Source organism: Pseudomonas sp. NPDC086278, assembly GCF_050280905.1.
GTDB lineage: Bacteria > Pseudomonadota > Gammaproteobacteria > Pseudomonadales > Pseudomonadaceae > Aquipseudomonas.
Genome location: NZ_JBNNWE010000002.1, coordinates 122,299 through 139,272 on the forward strand (window position 1 = coordinate 122,299; position 16,974 = coordinate 139,272).

The 16,974-nt window shown below is 52.3% G+C and carries 18 protein-coding genes and 2 pseudogenes; 11 read left to right on the forward strand and 9 right to left on the reverse strand.

The window, feature by feature from the left end:
* Positions 1 to 81: 81 nt before the first annotated feature.
* The 6 genes from ACQKP4_RS01405 to ACQKP4_RS01430 form a co-directional block, all read right to left on the reverse strand.
* Complete coding sequence (locus ACQKP4_RS01405; protein WP_427629697.1) at positions 82 to 1,122, reverse strand: DUF1214 domain-containing protein; 1,041 nt, start codon at positions 1,120 to 1,122, stop codon at positions 82 to 84.
* Between the two features lie 210 nt (positions 1,123 to 1,332).
* Positions 1,333 to 1,809, reverse strand: coding sequence for a hypothetical protein (locus ACQKP4_RS01410; RefSeq protein ID WP_204125665.1), 477 nt, complete (start codon positions 1,807 to 1,809; stop codon positions 1,333 to 1,335).
* The gene (locus ACQKP4_RS01415; protein WP_427629699.1) at positions 1,802 to 2,119 is read right to left on the reverse strand and encodes a hypothetical protein; all 318 of its coding nucleotides are present in this window, start codon (positions 2,117 to 2,119) and stop codon (positions 1,802 to 1,804) included. The genes ACQKP4_RS01410 and ACQKP4_RS01415 overlap by 8 nt, the downstream gene beginning before the upstream one ends.
* 443 nt (positions 2,120 to 2,562) lie before the next feature.
* Complete coding sequence (locus tag ACQKP4_RS01420) at positions 2,563 to 3,651, reverse strand: hypothetical protein (protein ID WP_427629700.1); 1,089 nt, start codon at positions 3,649 to 3,651, stop codon at positions 2,563 to 2,565.
* Between the two features lie 322 nt (positions 3,652 to 3,973).
* On the reverse strand, positions 3,974 to 5,656 hold the full coding sequence (gene drt4, locus ACQKP4_RS01425) for an antiviral reverse transcriptase Drt4 (RefSeq protein ID WP_427629702.1): 1,683 nt from the start codon (positions 5,654 to 5,656) through the stop codon (positions 3,974 to 3,976).
* Positions 5,657 to 5,828: 172 nt separating this feature from the next.
* Positions 5,829 to 6,698 carry a S1 family peptidase gene (locus tag ACQKP4_RS01430; protein ID WP_427629704.1) on the reverse strand — a complete coding sequence of 290 codons (870 nt, stop codon included), beginning with the start codon at positions 6,696 to 6,698 and terminating at the stop codon, positions 5,829 to 5,831.
* Positions 6,699 to 6,914: 216 nt separating this feature from the next.
* Between ACQKP4_RS01430 and ACQKP4_RS01435 the strand changes: the two are divergent.
* The 5 genes and pseudogenes from ACQKP4_RS01435 to ACQKP4_RS01455 form a co-directional block, all read left to right on the forward strand.
* A pseudogene (locus ACQKP4_RS01435) lies at positions 6,915 to 7,022 on the forward strand (DUF3455 domain-containing protein); the annotation flags it as partial.
* A gap of 335 nt (positions 7,023 to 7,357) precedes the next feature.
* A pseudogene (locus ACQKP4_RS01440) lies at positions 7,358 to 7,531 on the forward strand (rubredoxin); the annotation flags it as partial.
* A gap of 54 nt (positions 7,532 to 7,585) precedes the next feature.
* Positions 7,586 to 8,335 (forward strand): pirin family protein, encoded by a 750-nt coding sequence (locus tag ACQKP4_RS01445; protein WP_427629706.1) that lies wholly within the window; start codon positions 7,586 to 7,588, stop codon positions 8,333 to 8,335.
* Positions 8,336 to 8,360: 25 nt separating this feature from the next.
* Positions 8,361 to 8,942 carry a tautomerase family protein gene (locus ACQKP4_RS01450; protein WP_427629708.1) on the forward strand — a complete coding sequence of 194 codons (582 nt, stop codon included), beginning with the start codon at positions 8,361 to 8,363 and terminating at the stop codon, positions 8,940 to 8,942.
* Positions 8,943 to 9,060: 118 nt separating this feature from the next.
* A complete protein-coding gene (locus ACQKP4_RS01455) occupies positions 9,061 to 9,576 on the forward strand; it encodes a VOC family protein (protein ID WP_427629710.1) in 516 nt (171 codons plus the stop codon).
* A gap of 81 nt (positions 9,577 to 9,657) precedes the next feature.
* Here the strand turns inward: ACQKP4_RS01455 and ACQKP4_RS01460 are convergent, their stop codons facing one another.
* Entirely contained in the window at positions 9,658 to 10,575 is a 918-nt protein-coding gene (locus ACQKP4_RS01460; protein WP_427629712.1) for a LysR family transcriptional regulator, read from the reverse strand.
* Between the two features lie 145 nt (positions 10,576 to 10,720).
* Between ACQKP4_RS01460 and ACQKP4_RS01465 the strand changes: the two genes are divergently transcribed.
* From ACQKP4_RS01465 to ACQKP4_RS01475, 3 genes are all read left to right on the forward strand, one after another.
* Positions 10,721 to 10,993, forward strand: a complete 273-nt coding sequence (locus ACQKP4_RS01465; RefSeq protein ID WP_427629714.1) for a hypothetical protein — start codon at positions 10,721 to 10,723, stop codon at positions 10,991 to 10,993.
* A gap of 126 nt (positions 10,994 to 11,119) precedes the next feature.
* Positions 11,120 to 11,737, forward strand: a complete 618-nt coding sequence (locus tag ACQKP4_RS01470; protein WP_427629716.1) for an NAD(P)H-dependent oxidoreductase — start codon at positions 11,120 to 11,122, stop codon at positions 11,735 to 11,737.
* A gap of 45 nt (positions 11,738 to 11,782) precedes the next feature.
* Entirely contained in the window at positions 11,783 to 12,679 is an 897-nt protein-coding gene (locus ACQKP4_RS01475; RefSeq protein WP_427629718.1) for an NmrA family NAD(P)-binding protein, read from the forward strand.
* Between the two features lie 132 nt (positions 12,680 to 12,811).
* Here ACQKP4_RS01475 and ACQKP4_RS01480 read toward each other — a convergent pair whose 3' ends face one another.
* Positions 12,812 to 13,846 (reverse strand): sensor domain-containing diguanylate cyclase, encoded by a 1,035-nt coding sequence (locus ACQKP4_RS01480; RefSeq protein ID WP_427629720.1) that lies wholly within the window; start codon positions 13,844 to 13,846, stop codon positions 12,812 to 12,814.
* Positions 13,847 to 14,101: 255 nt separating this feature from the next.
* Between ACQKP4_RS01480 and ACQKP4_RS01485 the strand changes: the two genes are divergently transcribed.
* From ACQKP4_RS01485 to ACQKP4_RS01495, 3 genes are all read left to right on the forward strand, one after another.
* The gene (locus ACQKP4_RS01485; protein WP_427629722.1) at positions 14,102 to 15,028 is read left to right on the forward strand and encodes a Gfo/Idh/MocA family protein; all 927 of its coding nucleotides are present in this window, start codon (positions 14,102 to 14,104) and stop codon (positions 15,026 to 15,028) included.
* 94 nt (positions 15,029 to 15,122) lie between these two features.
* A complete protein-coding gene (locus ACQKP4_RS01490) occupies positions 15,123 to 15,515 on the forward strand; it encodes a GFA family protein (RefSeq protein ID WP_427629724.1) in 393 nt (130 codons plus the stop codon).
* 107 nt (positions 15,516 to 15,622) lie between these two features.
* Complete coding sequence (locus ACQKP4_RS01495; RefSeq protein ID WP_427629726.1) at positions 15,623 to 16,489, forward strand: MurR/RpiR family transcriptional regulator; 867 nt, start codon at positions 15,623 to 15,625, stop codon at positions 16,487 to 16,489.
* A 58-nt stretch (positions 16,490 to 16,547) separates the two neighbouring features.
* Here ACQKP4_RS01495 and ACQKP4_RS01500 read toward each other — a convergent pair whose 3' ends face one another.
* Entirely contained in the window at positions 16,548 to 16,946 is a 399-nt protein-coding gene (locus ACQKP4_RS01500) for a hypothetical protein (RefSeq protein WP_427629728.1), read from the reverse strand.
* Between the last annotated feature and the right edge of the window lie 28 nt (positions 16,947 to 16,974).

Consider the following 16,974-nt stretch of genomic DNA (forward strand, 5'->3'; position numbering starts at 1 on the left):
ATAGCAAACGACCCTCAGCTGCCCTTCGGGAAGGACAGCTAAGAGTCTTGGCGATCACTCGGCGCCGGTCGAACGGCTGGTTCAGTTAACCGGCTTGGCGTCGGGGAATTTCCACGCGCCGCTAAGAACTTCAGATTTTGGTCGATACAACCGCACGGTGTAATTCCAGCCCTTCATGGTCGGCAGGCAATTGGCAGTCTGCGCGGTACACCCACCAAACTGAATCGCGATCGAACCGTCATTCGATTTTTTCGACGTCAGATTGTTCAGCGTGTACGCATTGGCGGCGTTCTTCTCGAAGTATCCTTCTGCGTTGTAGAGGCTGACGGACCAGAAGCCATCGACGGGAACATCTTTCACCGTGAGGCGATACACGGTTTTCCCATCGTTGTTGGCCGGAGTCACGTTCAGGTAGATCGCATCCTTGTCCGGGTTGCCGCCCCAGCCGGCAGCAGTCCCCAACAAGTGGCGCACGGGATCAACGTCGGCCTGAGTGCCAAACGCCTTCCTGAAGTCGGGAATAGTTGAAGACAGCACCAGCAGTGCATCGCGGACTTTCTTCTGGCTGGCGGCATCCCACGACGGCAGCTCCAGCGTGCCGGGATTCTTTTGGCTCACGCTGACAGCGTCCTGTAACGCGTGGACCTGTTTGACGTCATCCGGGTTATTGGGGTCGACCAGCGTACGAATGGCGGTGACCACATAACGGGTGCCAACGTTTTCGCGGGTAAGGGTGTACGTGCCGGCGCCGTAGAATACATTCGGGGTGTAGTGGTCTTCGCTGATGATTTGCAGCGCCATGAAGCGTTTACCGGGATCAGGCAGTGTAATGGTTACCGGGCCCGCATCGAGGTCGAAAACCCCCGAGGTGTAAAGCGTGTCTCGATTGAGCCGTATGACCGTCTGGTGCTCAATGTCGGCCGCTTCGCGGCGATGAAGCAGCTTGCCGAGGCCACCCTGTTTCGCCAGTGAACCGATGTACAGGTCTGACTCCGCCCTCACGAAATTATCAACCGTCACTGGCGTTGCGCCTGGCTTGGTCGAAGCCTCATCGGCATAAGCGCCGGCCATGAATATGAAGGTGGTGCACGCGAGGACGTTGAAAACAGATTTCTGCTTCATACGAATCCTTTCAATTTGCCGAGAGAGTTTTTTGAACGCTTATTGGCTTTGACACTATAGTCCCGGTGCGCCAATCGGAACTCCGATTGCACCATTTCCAACGGCAGCTTTGGGTCGATTACGTGCGGTCGTGAAAGGCAGCAGTCGACCCAAAACGGACGGTGGCGACAGGCAGCAATTGGCAGATTTCAGTCAGCCCTATCAGCTTGCTCAAGCTCTTGCACCAGTGTCGTAAAAATGTTGGCCGCAATATGCTCGTCCTTTGAGTGCGTGTAGCTTGCAGTTCTTAGCTAGACAAAAAGACGCATCTAATCCGCCGTGATTCTCAACCATACGCTCTATTATCAAGGATTTTATATCGACCGACTCCCAGCCCTTTGGCGAACTCAACTTCAACGCATACAGGGTTTGGTATTTATCCCATTCATCCGTTCGCCAAAACTGACCACAATCAAGGCACTGCAATAGTTTGATCCATTGGCCTATCTCAAGGCAGCGTAAACCAGCGACAAACTCCGCATAGTGATGACCAATCTCTACGAGGTCGCCCCGACTGCCACAACTACATTGCATTGCTTCACTCCTAATACTGAGCTTTTCACCAGACTCGATCGTCCGTTCCTGGCCGGATTCAACCTGACGACGAAACAGATTTGCTAAATCGTTCAGCGGCGCATTTTCAAGCATTCAAAATGATGCAAAAAAGCAGCTTGATATCGGTAGTCTCGTTCTGGAGTTCGTGTTCCTTTTGCGACAGTCTCATGGAGACTTTGGCCCAGCTATACGCCTCTGATGAAGAAAGCGCTGAAGTGTCAGTGGTGCCTTGGTGCATGTCGGAATGTCCCAACCTGCCGTCTGGGTAGCGTAACCACCCCTCCCATCCCATCGGGATAGCGCCGGTTGCCTCCAGGAGTTGCAAAGCTGTAATCGCGAGGGGATAGGGAAGAACCAGTTCGCTTTGAGATACGGATAGCCGTTGCAAGTCAGCGAGTGTCATAGGGATATCCTTGTGTCATGCGTTCGGTGTTGCGAGTGGAGCCTGAGTAGTTTATGAGGAAAAGGCCTACTCGACTGAGCGCGTATACAGACTATCAATGCATCACAGTATCGTCAGCTTTTGGTCGTTCCTTCACCTTTCCAAGCGACTGCTTTGGGTCGACTGATGCCGGTGATGACAGGCAGAGAGTGGCCAAAAGCTGCCAGTAGTGACCGGTTGGCAGAACAATAGGGTTCCTGTCTGGCAAGCAATCAGTCACGTCCATTTCCATATTGCGGGCACTTTTTAAGGGCGTTGAAACTGAGTTCGGAGCAGTCGAAGATAAATCGGCTGAGGAAACTGGTGAGATTGCGAAGAAGCTCCTAGGAAGCCCGTAGACGCTAGCGCCAACCTGTTTTCGGTATGGCTAGCATCACCATGGGCAATTCTGGGTCAGAAACCGACTAGTAGAGTGTGATCATCCTGAGAAGATGATCATCAGGCTTGTACTCTAGAGCAACATTCATGCGGGCGATGCGGCCTGACGCGGATCGTGGAACCTCAATTACGACGTTGAATATTTTCACATCATGATCTTTCAAATAGCGAAGATTATATACATAGCTTGCTTCAATCTTCGACCGTATTAGATTCGCCAGTTGTACTTTATCAAGTTCAACAAGATCACCTTTTATCAGTTTCCCTGCTTTTATTAGGTACTCATATTTCGCGTCGTCTATTTGAATATCCATGTCTGCTAACGGAGATACTACACCCGAAATTGCATTGAGTGAGAAGTGCGTATCTGTCCCGAATCCTGGCCAAGTCGGCCGTTCGATTTTATAGCTAAGGAAGTGGCTGAAGTCGTGCGATTGAATGCTCCGTATTTGAAATCCAAGTTCCTCAAATGGATAGAATGTGATATTAATATTTTCATCGTTCGACCGATCATCCTCATGAGGGAGAATGATCAGGTTCTCTCGTTTTATGCATACATTTACTAAAATAGTAGAAAGGTAGGACTTTACTGAGGAAGCGTAAGTGGTCGGAATGAATCCCAGATACGCTGAAAATGATTTTAACCCTTCATGGATTCTCTCCAAAGACGCATCGGTGACATTCGTTAAATACACGCAAAAAAGAAGGTTGCTGTGTTTATATTCGAACGATTTTGTAAGGATCAAGTTCTCACAGAGTAGATTGAATACAAGTTCTTGCTTTTCGTTGCTCGCGACGAGGTCTCCAGCGAGAATACTCTGTGTGCTTCTAGGATCCAGAAAAGGTACAATCGCCTGCATTGCCTCGCGACCATAACTGCTAGATTCTATTGCCGTCGAATCGAAAATAAGTCCAATTTCGTTATGCTCTAAAGATGGAACTAGCGCTGTTTTTAAGTTTGCATAGTCCACGCCGCTCTTCTTGAGATCACGAACGGTATTTTGAAACATAGATTGAATTTCGATCATCATTCTCGACTGAGAAATTTCAAAAGCATCGCTAGTTACTTCGAGGAAAATATTTCCTCTTGCATTTAGGGTGAAAATCGTATCCATTTTTAAAGTCCGTGAGAACAAATTTTATGCGCGGGCATATGCTCAAGCAACAATGACTAGAACATTATCATTCCTTACCCCATGGCAGGGTAGGTTAGCCAAACCTTGCTGGAAATAGCTTCCTCACAAACGTCCGCTGTTGGCCGACTGCGGCCCTTTGTGACAGGCAGCATTCGGCCAAAAGCAGTCGTTGGCGAAGGACTGCTTTCAACCACAAAGGGACTTCCAGGTTGTAAAGAAAGTTACTGAGGTTCAGTTCTTCACTTCCAAAAAATTGAGAGACTCAATCAATCCGGGCAAGGGTGCTCCGTTCTTCGCAGACTCATGCAAAAAGAGACGGTGGTTTGGGAGGAAGTGGTGGTGCTTCAAGTCTTCGCATCCACTGATTGAAGGGCATTGTTTGACCGGGGATTTGGAATGGATTAGAAAGAACGTGGCAGAATTGTTCTGCGTGGCTTGATCTTTCAGCAGGATACAAAAAGGACACGTCGTATTTCTTCAAGATGGCGAATGTACTCTCATTGGGGTAGGGATCGTCAATGTGATCATGTAGAAAAAGCTCGTAAAGCAATAGCCAATTTTGGTCTAGCTCATAGAGCGTTGCGTCGTTGATAATCCTTAATGCATATTCTTTAACCAGAGCCATGGAGCTGCTGAACTTGCATAGCATAGTGATTGCTGCACAGTCTTTAGAATTAATCACTTCTGTAATTTGATTGCCGCCTGGCTCGCGATTAAGCTGCTTTAAGTAATAAAGAGCCCAGCACATACCATCAGATCGCCTATGCAGTGCATTGATTGTAATGATTTTGTTTAGCTTGTCGTGTGTTGCATCTATATCATACGCATCGGATCGAGCATCAATTTTTTCGAGTAGCGGAAGCAGCGCTGGGAAATGCCAAGAGAGATTTAATGCATAGTTAAAAACGGCAACCGCAGTTTCATTACTTGCTCGAGGGGCAATTGCACTGAGAGCATACCTAAGCACGCTACCGTCTGGAGTTTCTTTGTTGAGACGAACGGCGAAATCAAGAAAATTAATAGCTTCGCTAGTGCTTAGTGTGAGTATTCCTTCATTGTCCGTACGTTTGGGGAGAGCGTTGTTTAGCGAAGATGTCCATGAGTCCTGCAAGGGCTCGGGCAATTCCTTGATGGAGGTTTTATTTAAATTTAGGGATAGTCTATAGCTTGATAGCTCTTGCCCCAACATTCGGATAAAATTTTGTGCCTCGTCATGTGTTTCGCAATACGCTGTGTAATCATCGATATACCTTGTAAAAATAAAACCATATTCGTCGAGAACTTTATCAATTCTGCATAAAATTATCTCTACAGCTAAGTTGGAGGCTGCGGGACCTATAGGAAGGCCAGAGGTTTCGTTTCTTTTCGTATTTCTGAATGCGATATCTAGAAGGCTACTCCAATGTTTTGGCTTTGCATAAAGATTTTTTTTTGCTTCATCGTATCCTTGGATAGCCCATTCAAGAGAATGCGAGTAAACAGAGCCAAAGCAGTTAGAAATGTCGGTATGGGCACGAAATCGTTTCCCAAAGGTATCTTCAAGGGCGGTATTAGTGCGGGTTTCATGACTCTCGTAGTTCATGATAATCATCCGCCCGTCGATATGTTCTTCTACTCGGATGGCGCTCTGGTTACTGGATGTCAACTTCGTTATTTCCTCGTAGTTGGCCATGATTTTTGCATGCAATCTTGCATAAGCGAGCGGATGTAGTAGAGCCAAGTTGCGAGAAATGTTGTTGTATCGAGTTACGCGGTATTCAACAAGATCGAACCAGTGCTGTTTTCGAGTATCTTGAATAGGTAACTTTGAAAGCTCTACTGCGATTTCCGGAGTAAAACGTCGTGTTGTAAAGCAAGGAGGCAACTCGCTAGCTGAGTCTTTCTGATTTGGAAAGTAATTCCATCTCGTCAAAGCCTCTGAGAAATGTCGCTCAGGAGAAAGACCTAGTGGGATGCTAGTGAAGGGACTAGTGAACTCTTTCAATTAAATCTCCTTATTAATCTTTTTCTTGTTTGCCGAGGGGTGAAAAATACTTTGTTGCCCGGAGTTCTGTCTTAAGCCCAATTTATATTACAATTATTTTGAGAAGCTTCTACGTGTTTATTAGACAGACTGAGTGTGGGCGCCATTGTGTAAGTAGGCAGTTATGATTAGGTTAAGCTGGCAAAAAAGAATGTTCAAAATTAATTTCTGATGTTTCCGTTTTTTCCATAAGTAGTGCTTTTAGATCCAGTATTTTCGATGCATTAATAACATACCCAAGGTTCACCATCTGCGGAGTTAGCGGTATTGGGACCGCTGCTGTTGGGACGTTCTGAACAATGATCTCACCTTTAGAGGTGTGAACTGGGCCGCCCCATAGAATGCCAATCAACGCGCTCCGCTTCTTTGACGCGAGGATCTGTCCTGTGGTGTCCGTCAGAGAGAAATGTTCTTTCGTTACAACCGGGCTTCCGCTTGAACCAGGGAAGCAGGCACAATCAATGAGAAACTGTTCTTTGCCATCAAATGGAAGGTTGGGGTCACTTGCAATTATTCCACGTCTAACGATAGGCAAATTATGTTTGTCGTCGGACAAGCCGATGGGGTAACCGACCATTAATATGTCGTCCGCAACAGAGATCTCATTGAGCTCGGCCTGTGTGATTATGTCGGTTTCGATGAACATATTTCCATATCCGAAAAGCTTTCTGCTCATCAAATCGTTATATACGGGGCCGACGCAGATAGCTGCAAGGTCTATTCTGGGATCTGGATGCTCGATAATCATCTGCTCCAAACCAGATGTTATTAAGTATTCTGCAATACCGCCTCTGGTCTCGTAGTCACCCTGAGCTGATGTGGAAATGCGAAGCTTAATGGTTTTAGCACCCTCCAATACATGTTTGTTAGTGACTAGGATTGGCGCTAGGTTTTCTTTGTCTATCATGAAGCCAAATAAAAAACCCGTTCCACGAGATCCGGAGGCATCTATTTTTATGGTGGTTGTGCTAAGAACGTTTTTTTTGATTTTTGAGGGTTTCATATTATCGCTCCTTGAATATTTAAGACAGTAATGGTTTTCTGTAGCCTTGGGTTCTCATATTTATAAGCTATAAGCTTGGGGTGGTTGACTGTTGCGCGCCTAATGTACTGATAGATGGCGCCGATAGATGTTTCTGACTGCAACCGTGGAGGTCAGAGTCATTCCGTGTCCGATAAAGATTACCGCCGTCAGGCTAAAGCACAAGCCTGGATGATCGCGCACAGAGGAGCTATACCCTATCCGCTAGTCAAGGCCAACTCGGCCGAAGGCAAAGGCGCCATGCAGGGAGGGGGATATGCCCAGCGCCTAGCGACTCGCGGCGGATAGTGCATAAGTATTTGGTAATAATCCGCACAGCACGAGCGTCCGCTCATGGCCGATTGCCACCCGTCGCGAAGGGTTGCACTCGATTCGAAGAGGCGATTCCCAAACAGCTGAGCTACCCGTTTCCGCAAGTGTCGCGACGGTTTGGCGCAAATCACGCTCCTGCAAACAGCGTGTGCGAATTTTTTTTCAGAAGGCTCATCGCTGTTCTATGCTCAACAGGCACAAATCGGCCGATTCAGGGTTTTGACTGAATAAGTACTTAGGACCGTAAGGAAAGGCTGCGATTCATAGATAAAAGCTGTGATAGACACTGCATTCTTTAGGAGGAATAAATGAGCGAGCGACTCAAGCGTTTCGTCTGTTTGGGATGCGGCTTTCTCTACGATGAGGCATTGGGCCTGCCTGAGCATGGCATTGCTCCCGGCACCCGCTGGATCGACATCCCCGACGACTGGTGCTGCCCGGATTGCGGTACGCCAAAACATCATTTCGAGATGGTGGAGCTTCCCTATGCGGCGGGCCAGCCGACTATGCACTCGACTCGAGCATGAGTAATCGACATGAATAACTCTTTCATTTTGCGTGCCCATGAGCGCGGATATAACAAGTTTCTTTCAACGGGGGAGGCGTCTTCGTATATCGGCGGCCATCCGGACGCGGTGCTTACCCGTCACTCCAGTTTCAATTTTGGTCCTTATCAAAGCGGTCATCCGGGCTTTGGCCGGTTGCGAGTCTTTGGCGATGAGACCTTCAGCGGTAGCGGATGCGGGTACAACATTCATCCACATCACAACTTCATTATTTGCGCTTTCGTACTGGAAGGTCAGCTGACCCATGTAAATACCGTCGGCAATATCGACCAGCTGACACCGGGGGATTACTACGCTTTTTCTGCCGGTTCAGGTGGTAAGCACTGCGAACTAAACCTGACGACCGACGATATGCATGTCGTTTACATCTGGATGTTGCCAGATCAACTATTGTTGCCGCCTAGCTACAGCCGCGCACACTTCAATGCTCTGGCCAACCGCAACTCGTTGGTGACATTGATCGGCAATGCAGACGGCGCCTTGCGTGTTTCCCAGGATGTTACCGTCTCGCGACTGGTCACTGACCGAGAGGTAGCAGTGGAGTATCGGCCGAGTTCACCTGCCCACGGTGTATATGTATTCACACTGGAGGGCGAAGTGGAGTGCAATCACACGCTTCTCGGTCGTCGGGACAGTGCCGGTATCTGGGGTGCTGATTGCATTTATCTCAAAACGGGATTGGAGGAAGCCGATTTGCTCATCGTTGAAACATCGCCTTGAGGACAACTATTTCGGAGTAAAAAGCATGCCAGTCATACATGTTTATCACCCTGAAGGGGTACTTGATTCCGACCGCAAAGCGGCCTTGGCACAGCGTCTCACCGATGTTTTATTGGATATGGAAGGCGGCGCGCGTTCATCTGGCGGAATGTCCTTTGCCACGGTGCTGTTCAGCGAGGTGGCCACCTCGGATTGGTGGGTCGGCGGTCGTACCGATTCAACCTATGTCCATCCCCCCGGCAAGTTTCTCGCCCGAGTAAATGTCCCAGAGGGCTACATGAGTCAAGTGGATAAAACCAATGTTCATGTTGCTGTAAATAATGCGATTGTCGAAGTTGCGCGAACGAGCGATTCACCTGATCAAGGCGCCAGTGTCATGGTGATCATTGATGAGATTGCCGAAGGGAATTGGGGTGTTCAAGGCAAGACGATCAGTCTTGCAAGCATCGCCGATACGGTTGGCCTTTCGAAGGACGGTGAACGGTTCCGTTGGGTGCGAGACTATTTTGCGGCGAAGGCCCGTCTATTCGGAATAGCCAAGTACCCGCCGAACACAGGTGGTCTGCTGAATGATGAGGTGCGTACTTTGGACGGCAAAAATCATTAACGGCATCCCTGTTTCTTGCGGGAAGAAGGAGTGGAGACTTCGACCTCAGTGCCGATAAAGAATGCCATGTAGCCATTTTGCTTCTTCGGGAGCGTATTTTTGTAGCTGGAGGATCGTCATGCTCTGCAAAGGCCTGCATCACGCTGCTTATCGCTGTGCGGATGCCAAGGAAACAGTTGATTTCTACACCACCGTTCTTGGTTTGAAATTCTTCCATGCCACAGGCGCGGACCGGGTCCCCTCCACGAACACTTATAGTCCGCATATACATATTTTTCTTCAGATGGAAGATGGCAGTTGTATCGCTTTTTTTGAACTGACCAACGAAAAAGGTACGGTGTCTGGTCGAGATCCCGAAACACCCGTGTGGGTTCAGCACTTTGCATTTCGAGTCAAGGATATGGAAAGCCTGCTACGTGCAAAAGCCAACCTGACGGAGAAAGGTATCGACGTGCTGGGGCCGGTTAATCATGAGAACTTTGTTCATTCAATCTATTTTTTTGATCCCTCGGGCCATCGATTGGAGTTGTGCGTACAGAGTGCAACTCCTGAGATGTTAAGGGAGTTTGAACACAGTGCAGCTGACATTCTCAATCGATGGACGGAACATCATAGTTGGGAGGTAGGCAAGTGATGAAGCGTGGATCGGCTGTTCATCGTCACGCCAGACTTCGTGACGGATGAAACGGGGGCGGCCTGCGTTTTCAGTGAGCACTCATTCAGGCTTCCAGAATTCATTCCTTTGCATCAAAGCACTCACCCAGTCGGTGAACGCCCTGACACGAGCGGACAGGTGCCTGGTATACGGATAGACCAGTGAAAGGGGAATCGCCTCTAACCTCCAATCCGGAAGAACTTCAGTCAGTAGCCCTTGCTCAATAAGCGGTTGTGCTTCCGCCCGCGGTACGAACCCAATTCCTAGTCCGGCAACCGCAGCAGCGGTATGGGCGCTGCCGTTGTTAAAGTACATCGATACCGGCACATCAAGGCTGAATGATTCGTCGCCACGAAACATGGTGGGCAGGTGCCGTCGGTTATTAGCCGGAAATCTGTAGCCCAAATTACGATGTTGGAATAAATCTTCAGGCGATGAAAGGTCTGGTGCTTCCCGGAGATAGTCAGGAGAAGCACAGAGTGCCAGTTGAACTTGTCCGATGATCTTGCACACCAGGTTGGGGTCCGATATGACACCGCCTCTGATCGAGCAATCAATTCCCTCTTCTACGAGATCCACTACCCGATCGCTGCAACCAATATCCAAATGGATATTGGGGTATTGCGCGGTAAATTCGCGCAGTGCCGGGACGACTAGTAGCAAGCCGACCCCCGCAGGCATTTCAATGCGAACCCGGCCACGCGCAGCACTGCGGCTCAACGAGACGGAAGCTTCCAGATCGTCGACATCTTCTAAAACCGCTCTGGCACGCAGGTAGTACGCCGCCCCTTCAGTCGTGGGGGATACCTTTCTGGTAGTTCGGTGCAACAGCTTGATACCGAGTAGCGACTCCAAGGTCTGGATTTGTCCAGAAACGGTAGTTTTCGCAAGCCCCAACGACTCCGCGGCGCCGCCGAAGCTGCCTATCTCGACGATCCTGCAGAACGCCCGCATTGCTTCCAGTCGATCCAGCGCCATTGTCCGAGTTCTCGTAATATATGTGCGATTTTAGCTAGATTATCTTTAGTTTCCGCTCAAGTAAACTGCGCACCCTTGGCAGGCGGCCTTCATGTCGCAGGCCTGTACACCAAGTCGCTATCTTCAATGCAGTCTGGAAAAGTTTATGAACAGTGTCCTGAAAGTTTTTGTCATCGCGTCTCTTGCCGTTGCCCCTGTCGCTGGTTTTGCTGCTGATGGTGCGGAGGCCCTGCAACGGCACCATGAACGTAACACGCAGCGGTTTCATGAGTCTGAAATGCGGATAAAGCAGCAAAAGGCTATTGAAACAGATAAGGCTGATGGTTCTCGGGGGCAGAGTAAATCTTCAGGCGCGGTGGAAGAAGCTAAGGCGCGCAATGAACTTTCTCCAACGGAAGATGGCGACAAGAATCAATAAATGCTGAGGCTTGGCGCTGTAAACATAGTGCGAAAGGCGCAGGTCAATTAAATAGATGCATTTTTAATTGAGGCCTCTGGCGTGAATTAATTATCGAATTCAATGTAATAACTTATCAGGAAACTTATGAGCAATCAGGTCCGAAAAGCGCTTATCGTTGTAACTCATCCGGTTCCAAACTCCCTCAGCCATTCTATTGCCGATGGTATCGGCGAAGAACTTGTGGAACAGGGCATCAATGTGGAATTCGCCGACCTTCATGCGGAAGGCTTTTCGCCCGCAATGACGGCGGGGGATGTAATGCTTTATCGCGGCGCCAGTGAACTTGCGCCTGAAATCGTGCGTGAGCAGGCGCGGGTGGATCGGGCTGACATGCTCGTGTTCGTTTTTCCGGTTTATTGGTGGTCGGTCCCCTCTATGTTGAAGGGATGGTTCGAACGCGTCTTTAACGGAGGCTGGGCTTATCGCGTCGACGAGAATGGGCGAGTCATTGGCAACATGCGCGACATTCCCGTCCTGCTTGTCGCAACGGGCGCCGGCAACGAGAGTGGTTATGAACGCCATGGCTATGCGCAGGCGATTCAGACACAGGTTGTGGAAGGGATCTTCGAATATAGCGGCCTGAAGAATACGCAGATCGCTTATTTCTTTGACGCGGACAACGCTACAGCCGAGCGGATCGAGCAATTTGTGGAAGCTGCGACCCCGCTGTTGGAAAAAGAGCAGCTGCTGTCTGTCGAGTGACGGTCAAGCCGCCGCAAGACAGCGGCTCATCGTAAAGGAGGTAGTGTGGAAAGAGTATTGATCCTGGGCGCCACCGGTAATATCGGCGCCCTTGCAGCAAATCGCCTGATTCGTGAGAACGTAATTCTGCGTCTCGTGTCCAGCCGCGAAAGCGGAGTCAAGTCGCTCCGTGAGCGTTTTCCCACCGCAGAGGTTCTGCAGGCGGATTGGTATGATCCTGTGAGCCTGAAAGCGGCGATGCGGGGCGTGGATCGGCTGTTAATCGTCACGCCAGACTTCGTGACGGATGAAACGCTGGTGACGCCTAACATCATCGATGCTGTTCGGGAGGCGGGCGGCGTTTCACAGATCGTGCGCCTGTCCGCGATGCCTCCCGGTTTGAAGGCGACCGACCTTTCGCAGGAAGTTCTGGCAACCCGGTGCGGTGCAGCCCAGCATATGGTTGCAAAGCCGCTCCTGGATGCCAGCGGACTGCCAATGACCTACCTTAATGTCGCCTGCTGGATCATGTTCAACTTGTCCTGGTACCTGGCGGAACCGGTCAAGACCAAACAGCAGCTTCTAATGCCGGCCGTGACCGATGCTCGTCGCCGTTGGGTATCGGAGGAGGATATCGCTGACGTTATCGCCAGGATTCTCACAGACAAGCCGGCGAAGCACGTTGGGCAAGATTACCTGATGACCGGTGCGGAGCAGTTCGACTACAAGGATGTCGCGCGATTACTCAGCGATGTGACCGGCAAGACAATCACTTATGTCGACGATGATTCGATGTTAAGGGCCTCGATGGGGGACCATTTTGACGCCGTGATGACCTACTACACCCACGAGTCGCGTGACTATCTGTCGGTACCAGCCAGCGATGCGAAGTTGAAGATTATGGGCGTGAGTCAGACGACGCTGCAGGAATACCTGGCGCAGAATCTCGCTCTGTTTGTCTGATACGGTGAACGTCGGCGCTCCATGTTGTGCGGGTTCTCACGAAGCTTCTCCGATGGCGGTCCAGCCTGAGTTCAGCCCAGCTGAAAATCTGATTTTTTCCACAGAATCGACGCTGGCTGACCTACGGCTTTCCTACCCCCGCTCACGGTTTCGCTGCTGTTTCACCTTATACATCTCGCGGTCTGCCAACTTTGTTGCCTCGTCCGCCGTCATGCTGCCCGGTATCACTGCCACTACCCCGACACTCGCGCCGGTGTATTGAATATCACCCAGGCCGTGGCCCAGTTCATATCGCCCTATCGTCGCTTTGGACAGGCGATCCTGAAGCTGTTCGGCGGCATGTTGCATGTCTTTTGCCAGGTCCGAGTGTTCGGATGGTGTGCCCAAGGCGATCACGATGAATTCATCACCTCCCGTGCGCCCGATGACGTCGCTGGTTCTGAGGCCATGCTGCAGTTGGGCGGCCACACCGCGCAGCAGTTCGTCTCCGGCCAAGTGGCCACGGGTATCGTTGATGAACTTGAACCCATCCAGATCGATGACACCCAGCAATATGTACTTGTTCTCCCGCTGGGCCAGGGCGAACAGGCGCGCGGCATCGTTTAGAATGGCACGCCGGTTGGACAGGCCGGTTAGCGGGTCTGTCAGGGCCAGCTTGGTCAACTCGGCGTTGGCAGCCTGGAGTCGCTCGACAAGTAGCCCGCGTTCAAGGGCATAACCCAGCAACCCTGACAGCAGCATCAGCAAGGGTTCCACTTCAGGCGCGCGGGCCACCTGATCCGAGCTGGCGGCACATACCGTCCCCAGCACTTGCCCAGTCTGGGATCTGATCGGCGCGCTGACGTAAGTCCTGATACCCAAGGCCGCGGCGGCCTCCGAATCGCTCCAACATTCGGCAACGTTATCCGAGTACATGCGATTCTCGTCCAGCGCCCGCTTGCACAGCGTATCTGCCCACGGCACGACCAGCCCTTCAGGAATCACCATGTCGCCGACGTTGTGCGCGAACTCGACACGCTGGACACCCACGTCGGTATCAATGGTCGTCAGGTAGGTCGACTCCATACCGGTTATCTGGCTGAGCAGGGTCAGTAAGGGACGCGTCAGTTGCTCAAGGGTTTGGGCTTTTGGAATGGTATCGGAGAGAAAAGAAAGAATCTGATCCATTGGGGCGTGCCGATAGCTAAGTGGTATTTCAATTATCGACTAGTCGGCGGATTACTGAACAGTGCAGGGCTTCACCCAACTGAACGGGACTGCCGGCGCGCTCGCTCATTTACGATGCACAAAACCAGGCAAGTCCGTCATGCCAAAGCCTTCACCCTGGATAAAACATCAACACGCCATCAATGACTTCCCGGCGATACAACCGTAATCTTGCCAACTCGCTTACTCAGATAAGAACAACATCAGGAGTCATCGATGCAACCGATCCGTCTCGGTCTGGTGGGCTACGGCAAGATTGCCCAGGATCAACACGTTCCAGCGATCACCGCCAATCCCGCGTTCCAGCTGGTGTCTGTCGCCACGCAAGGGCGGCCTTGCGCCGGGGTAGAGAATTTTCAGTCGCTGGGCGAGCTGCTTGAAAACGGCCCGCAGGTCGATGCGATTGCGTTTTGCACGCCGCCACAAGGACGATTCGCGCTGGTGCAACAAGCGCTGGCCGCCGGCAAGCACGTGCTGGTCGAAAAGCCGCCGTGCGCCACGTTGGGTGAAGCCATGGCGTTGGTGAGTCTGGCGGAGGCGCAAGGCGTTAGCGGTTTGTTTGCCTGGCATTCACGCTACGCGCCGGGCATTCAAGCCGCCCGTGACTGGCTGGCCAGCCGCACCTTGCAAAGCGTGCAGATCGACTGGAAGGAAGACGTACGCAAGTGGCACCCCGGCCAGGCCTGGATCTGGCAACCGGGCGGCCTGGGTGTGTTCGATCCGGGCATCAATGCGTTGTCGATTGCCACCCACCTGCTGGCGCTGCCGCTGTTTGTCGAGTCTGCCGAACTGCGAGTCCCGAGCAACTGCCAGTCGCCGATTGCCGCATCGATCAAGATGTCTGACGCGCGCCAACTCGATGTCCGCGCCGAATTCGATTTCGACCACGGTCACGACGAACTCTGGAGCATCGAGATTCGTTGCGCCGAAGGCACCCTGCGACTGGATAACGGTGGCGCATTATTAAGCATTGACGGCGTGCGCCAGGGTGTCTCGCAGGAGGGCGAATACGCGGCGGTGTATCGACACTTTCAACAGCTGATTGGCGACAAGGCCAGTGACCTGGACCTTCAGCCGCTGCGACTGGTGGCCGACAGCTTTTTTGTCGGCAGCCGGACGCTGGTCGAGCCGTTTTATGATTAGCGGCTGAGGCTCGAGCGGTGATCTGATACCTCTTTGCAACTCATTGTTGACCGCCATCCGAGCGCGGCCGCAGCGGACCTGGAGGAGATACACCATGGACCGATTCACGGGTGGTTGCCTGTGCGGCGACGTCCGGTTTGAAGCGTTGGGCCGCCCTTACCGGGTCGGCCTTTGTCACTGCCTGGACTGTCGCAAACACCATGGCGCGCTGTTTCATGCGTCAGCGATTTTCCCCGAGGAGGCGGTGACGGTCGCCGGTGAAACCCGCGACTACGCCGGGCGGTTTTTCTGTCCGCGCTGTGGTTCGTCGGTGTTTGCGCGCACCGGTGATGAAATCGAAATAAACCTGGGTTCCCTGGATGCCCCGGATCAACTGCAACCCACCTACGAAAGCTGGACGGTGCGTCGCGAGGCGTGGCTGCCGGCGTTCCCGCTGGCCAGACGCTATGAGGGCGATCGTAAGGGTGGCGGGCGTTTTGAGGACTAGGTCAGCCGGTGGAGTCGGCGGGGGAGTTGACGTTATCTGCGGGTTTTAAGTGCTGCCGGTTTTGTGCTGCATGCTAGAATTCCCGCGACTTTGGGGTGAAGGAATCTATGGACAAGCACCAGCTCGACAAGCTCATTGAAGAAACTTTTCATTCGCTTACGCCTACACTTCAGCGCGCCGCCCGCTTCATTCTCGACCATCCCAACGACATTGCCTTGCAGTCCATGCGCACCGTGGCGGGCATGGCGAAGTTGCAGCCGGCGTCGATGTTGCGTCTGGCCCGGCAATTGGGTTTTGGTGGCTACGAAGAAATGCGCGACTGCTTTCGTCACTGGCTGACCGAGCGCGACTCGATGTTCACCCAACGCGCCGACGCCCTGCGCAAGCGTTCGAACGGTGATCAGAACACCGGGCTGATCAGCGAGATGCTGGGCGCGGAGCAGGCCAACCTCGAAGACACCTTCAGCCCTGAACGTTACGACCAGATCCTTGCCGCGCATGCGCTGTTGACCGGCGCCCGCCAGATTTACGTGGTCGGCCTGCGCAGCCTTTTTCCGGCGGCTTACTATTTCAGCTACGTCTGCGGCATGTTTTTGAACAACACCACGTTGCTCAGCGGCGTTGGCGGGGCGTTTGCGGATGAGTTGCGGCGGATTGGTCCCGAAGATGCATTGGTGGTATTCAGCTACCACCCTTATGCGCAGGACGCGTTACGTGCGGTGCAGTTTTCCCGCGAGTGCGGGGCCAAGGTGGTGGCGATCACCGACAGCCCGGTGTCGCCGGTCGCGGCGCCTTCAGATGTGTTGATCGTGGTGCGCAATGCTACGCCGTCGCTGTTCCCGTCGGTGGTGCCAGCACTGGCCGTGTCACAGACGCTGGCCGCGTTGCTGGTGGCCAACGGCAGTGAAGACAGCCTGCAGAAAATCGCCAACAGCGAAGCGCAACTCAAGCGTTTCAGCGTTTACGTCGAATGAACCTGGCAAAGCACCTCCCTCGGAGGTGCTTTGCGTTGGGCTTACGGCTGCCCGACGCTTATTTTTTGGCATACAGCAAAGACTGCGTACCGCTCTGCGCTCGGCCCCAGATTTCGGCGTCGGTCAGGGTGGTTTCGATGAGTTCGATGGGCATGCCGCCGTTGTCGATGACCGCCACCTTGTAGTCATTGATGGGTTCATAAGGCCCGAGAATGACGGTGTGGCCCTCGACCGCCAACTCCAGATCGCTGACTCGAAAAGCGACATGCGGCAATGTCCGCAGTAACGAATGCAGCGGTGAATCGTCGGTAAACCGGTGCCACTGCACAGGCAACGGTCCGGTCAGATCGTCGCTGGTCCACATGCCAACGCTCGGTGCGTAACGTTCCCCTTCACGGACCTCGTCGGTGGGAATGCCGATGTGATGCACGCAATAGGTCACTCCGTCACGTTTCATTTCTGTCACTCCAATGGGCTGATCGGCG

What these genes read in the sequence shown, in the direction of transcription:
- ACQKP4_RS01405 (WP_427629697.1), bottom strand. Translation starts at nt 1,122, where the DNA reads ATGAAGCAGAAATCTGTTTTCAACGTCCTCGCGTGCACCACCTTCATA.
- ACQKP4_RS01410 (WP_204125665.1), bottom strand. Translation starts at nt 1,809, where the DNA reads ATGCTTGAAAATGCGCCGCTGAACGATTTAGCAAATCTGTTTCGTCGT.
- ACQKP4_RS01415 (WP_427629699.1), bottom strand. Translation starts at nt 2,119, where the DNA reads ATGACACTCGCTGACTTGCAACGGCTATCCGTATCTCAAAGCGAACTG.
- ACQKP4_RS01420 (WP_427629700.1), bottom strand. Translation starts at nt 3,651, where the DNA reads ATGGATACGATTTTCACCCTAAATGCAAGAGGAAATATTTTCCTCGAA.
- ACQKP4_RS01430 (WP_427629704.1), bottom strand. Translation starts at nt 6,698, where the DNA reads ATGAAACCCTCAAAAATCAAAAAAAACGTTCTTAGCACAACCACCATA.
- ACQKP4_RS01445 (WP_427629706.1), top strand. Translation starts at nt 7,586, where the DNA reads ATGAATAACTCTTTCATTTTGCGTGCCCATGAGCGCGGATATAACAAG.
- ACQKP4_RS01450 (WP_427629708.1), top strand. Translation starts at nt 8,361, where the DNA reads ATGCCAGTCATACATGTTTATCACCCTGAAGGGGTACTTGATTCCGAC.
- ACQKP4_RS01455 (WP_427629710.1), top strand. Translation starts at nt 9,061, where the DNA reads ATGCTCTGCAAAGGCCTGCATCACGCTGCTTATCGCTGTGCGGATGCC.
- ACQKP4_RS01460 (WP_427629712.1), bottom strand. Translation starts at nt 10,575, where the DNA reads ATGGCGCTGGATCGACTGGAAGCAATGCGGGCGTTCTGCAGGATCGTC.
- ACQKP4_RS01465 (WP_427629714.1), top strand. Translation starts at nt 10,721, where the DNA reads ATGAACAGTGTCCTGAAAGTTTTTGTCATCGCGTCTCTTGCCGTTGCC.
- ACQKP4_RS01470 (WP_427629716.1), top strand. Translation starts at nt 11,120, where the DNA reads ATGAGCAATCAGGTCCGAAAAGCGCTTATCGTTGTAACTCATCCGGTT.
- ACQKP4_RS01480 (WP_427629720.1), bottom strand. Translation starts at nt 13,846, where the DNA reads ATGGATCAGATTCTTTCTTTTCTCTCCGATACCATTCCAAAAGCCCAA.
- ACQKP4_RS01485 (WP_427629722.1), top strand. Translation starts at nt 14,102, where the DNA reads ATGCAACCGATCCGTCTCGGTCTGGTGGGCTACGGCAAGATTGCCCAG.
- ACQKP4_RS01490 (WP_427629724.1), top strand. Translation starts at nt 15,123, where the DNA reads ATGGACCGATTCACGGGTGGTTGCCTGTGCGGCGACGTCCGGTTTGAA.
- ACQKP4_RS01495 (WP_427629726.1), top strand. Translation starts at nt 15,623, where the DNA reads ATGGACAAGCACCAGCTCGACAAGCTCATTGAAGAAACTTTTCATTCG.
- ACQKP4_RS01500 (WP_427629728.1), bottom strand. Translation starts at nt 16,946, where the DNA reads ATGAAACGTGACGGAGTGACCTATTGCGTGCATCACATCGGCATTCCC.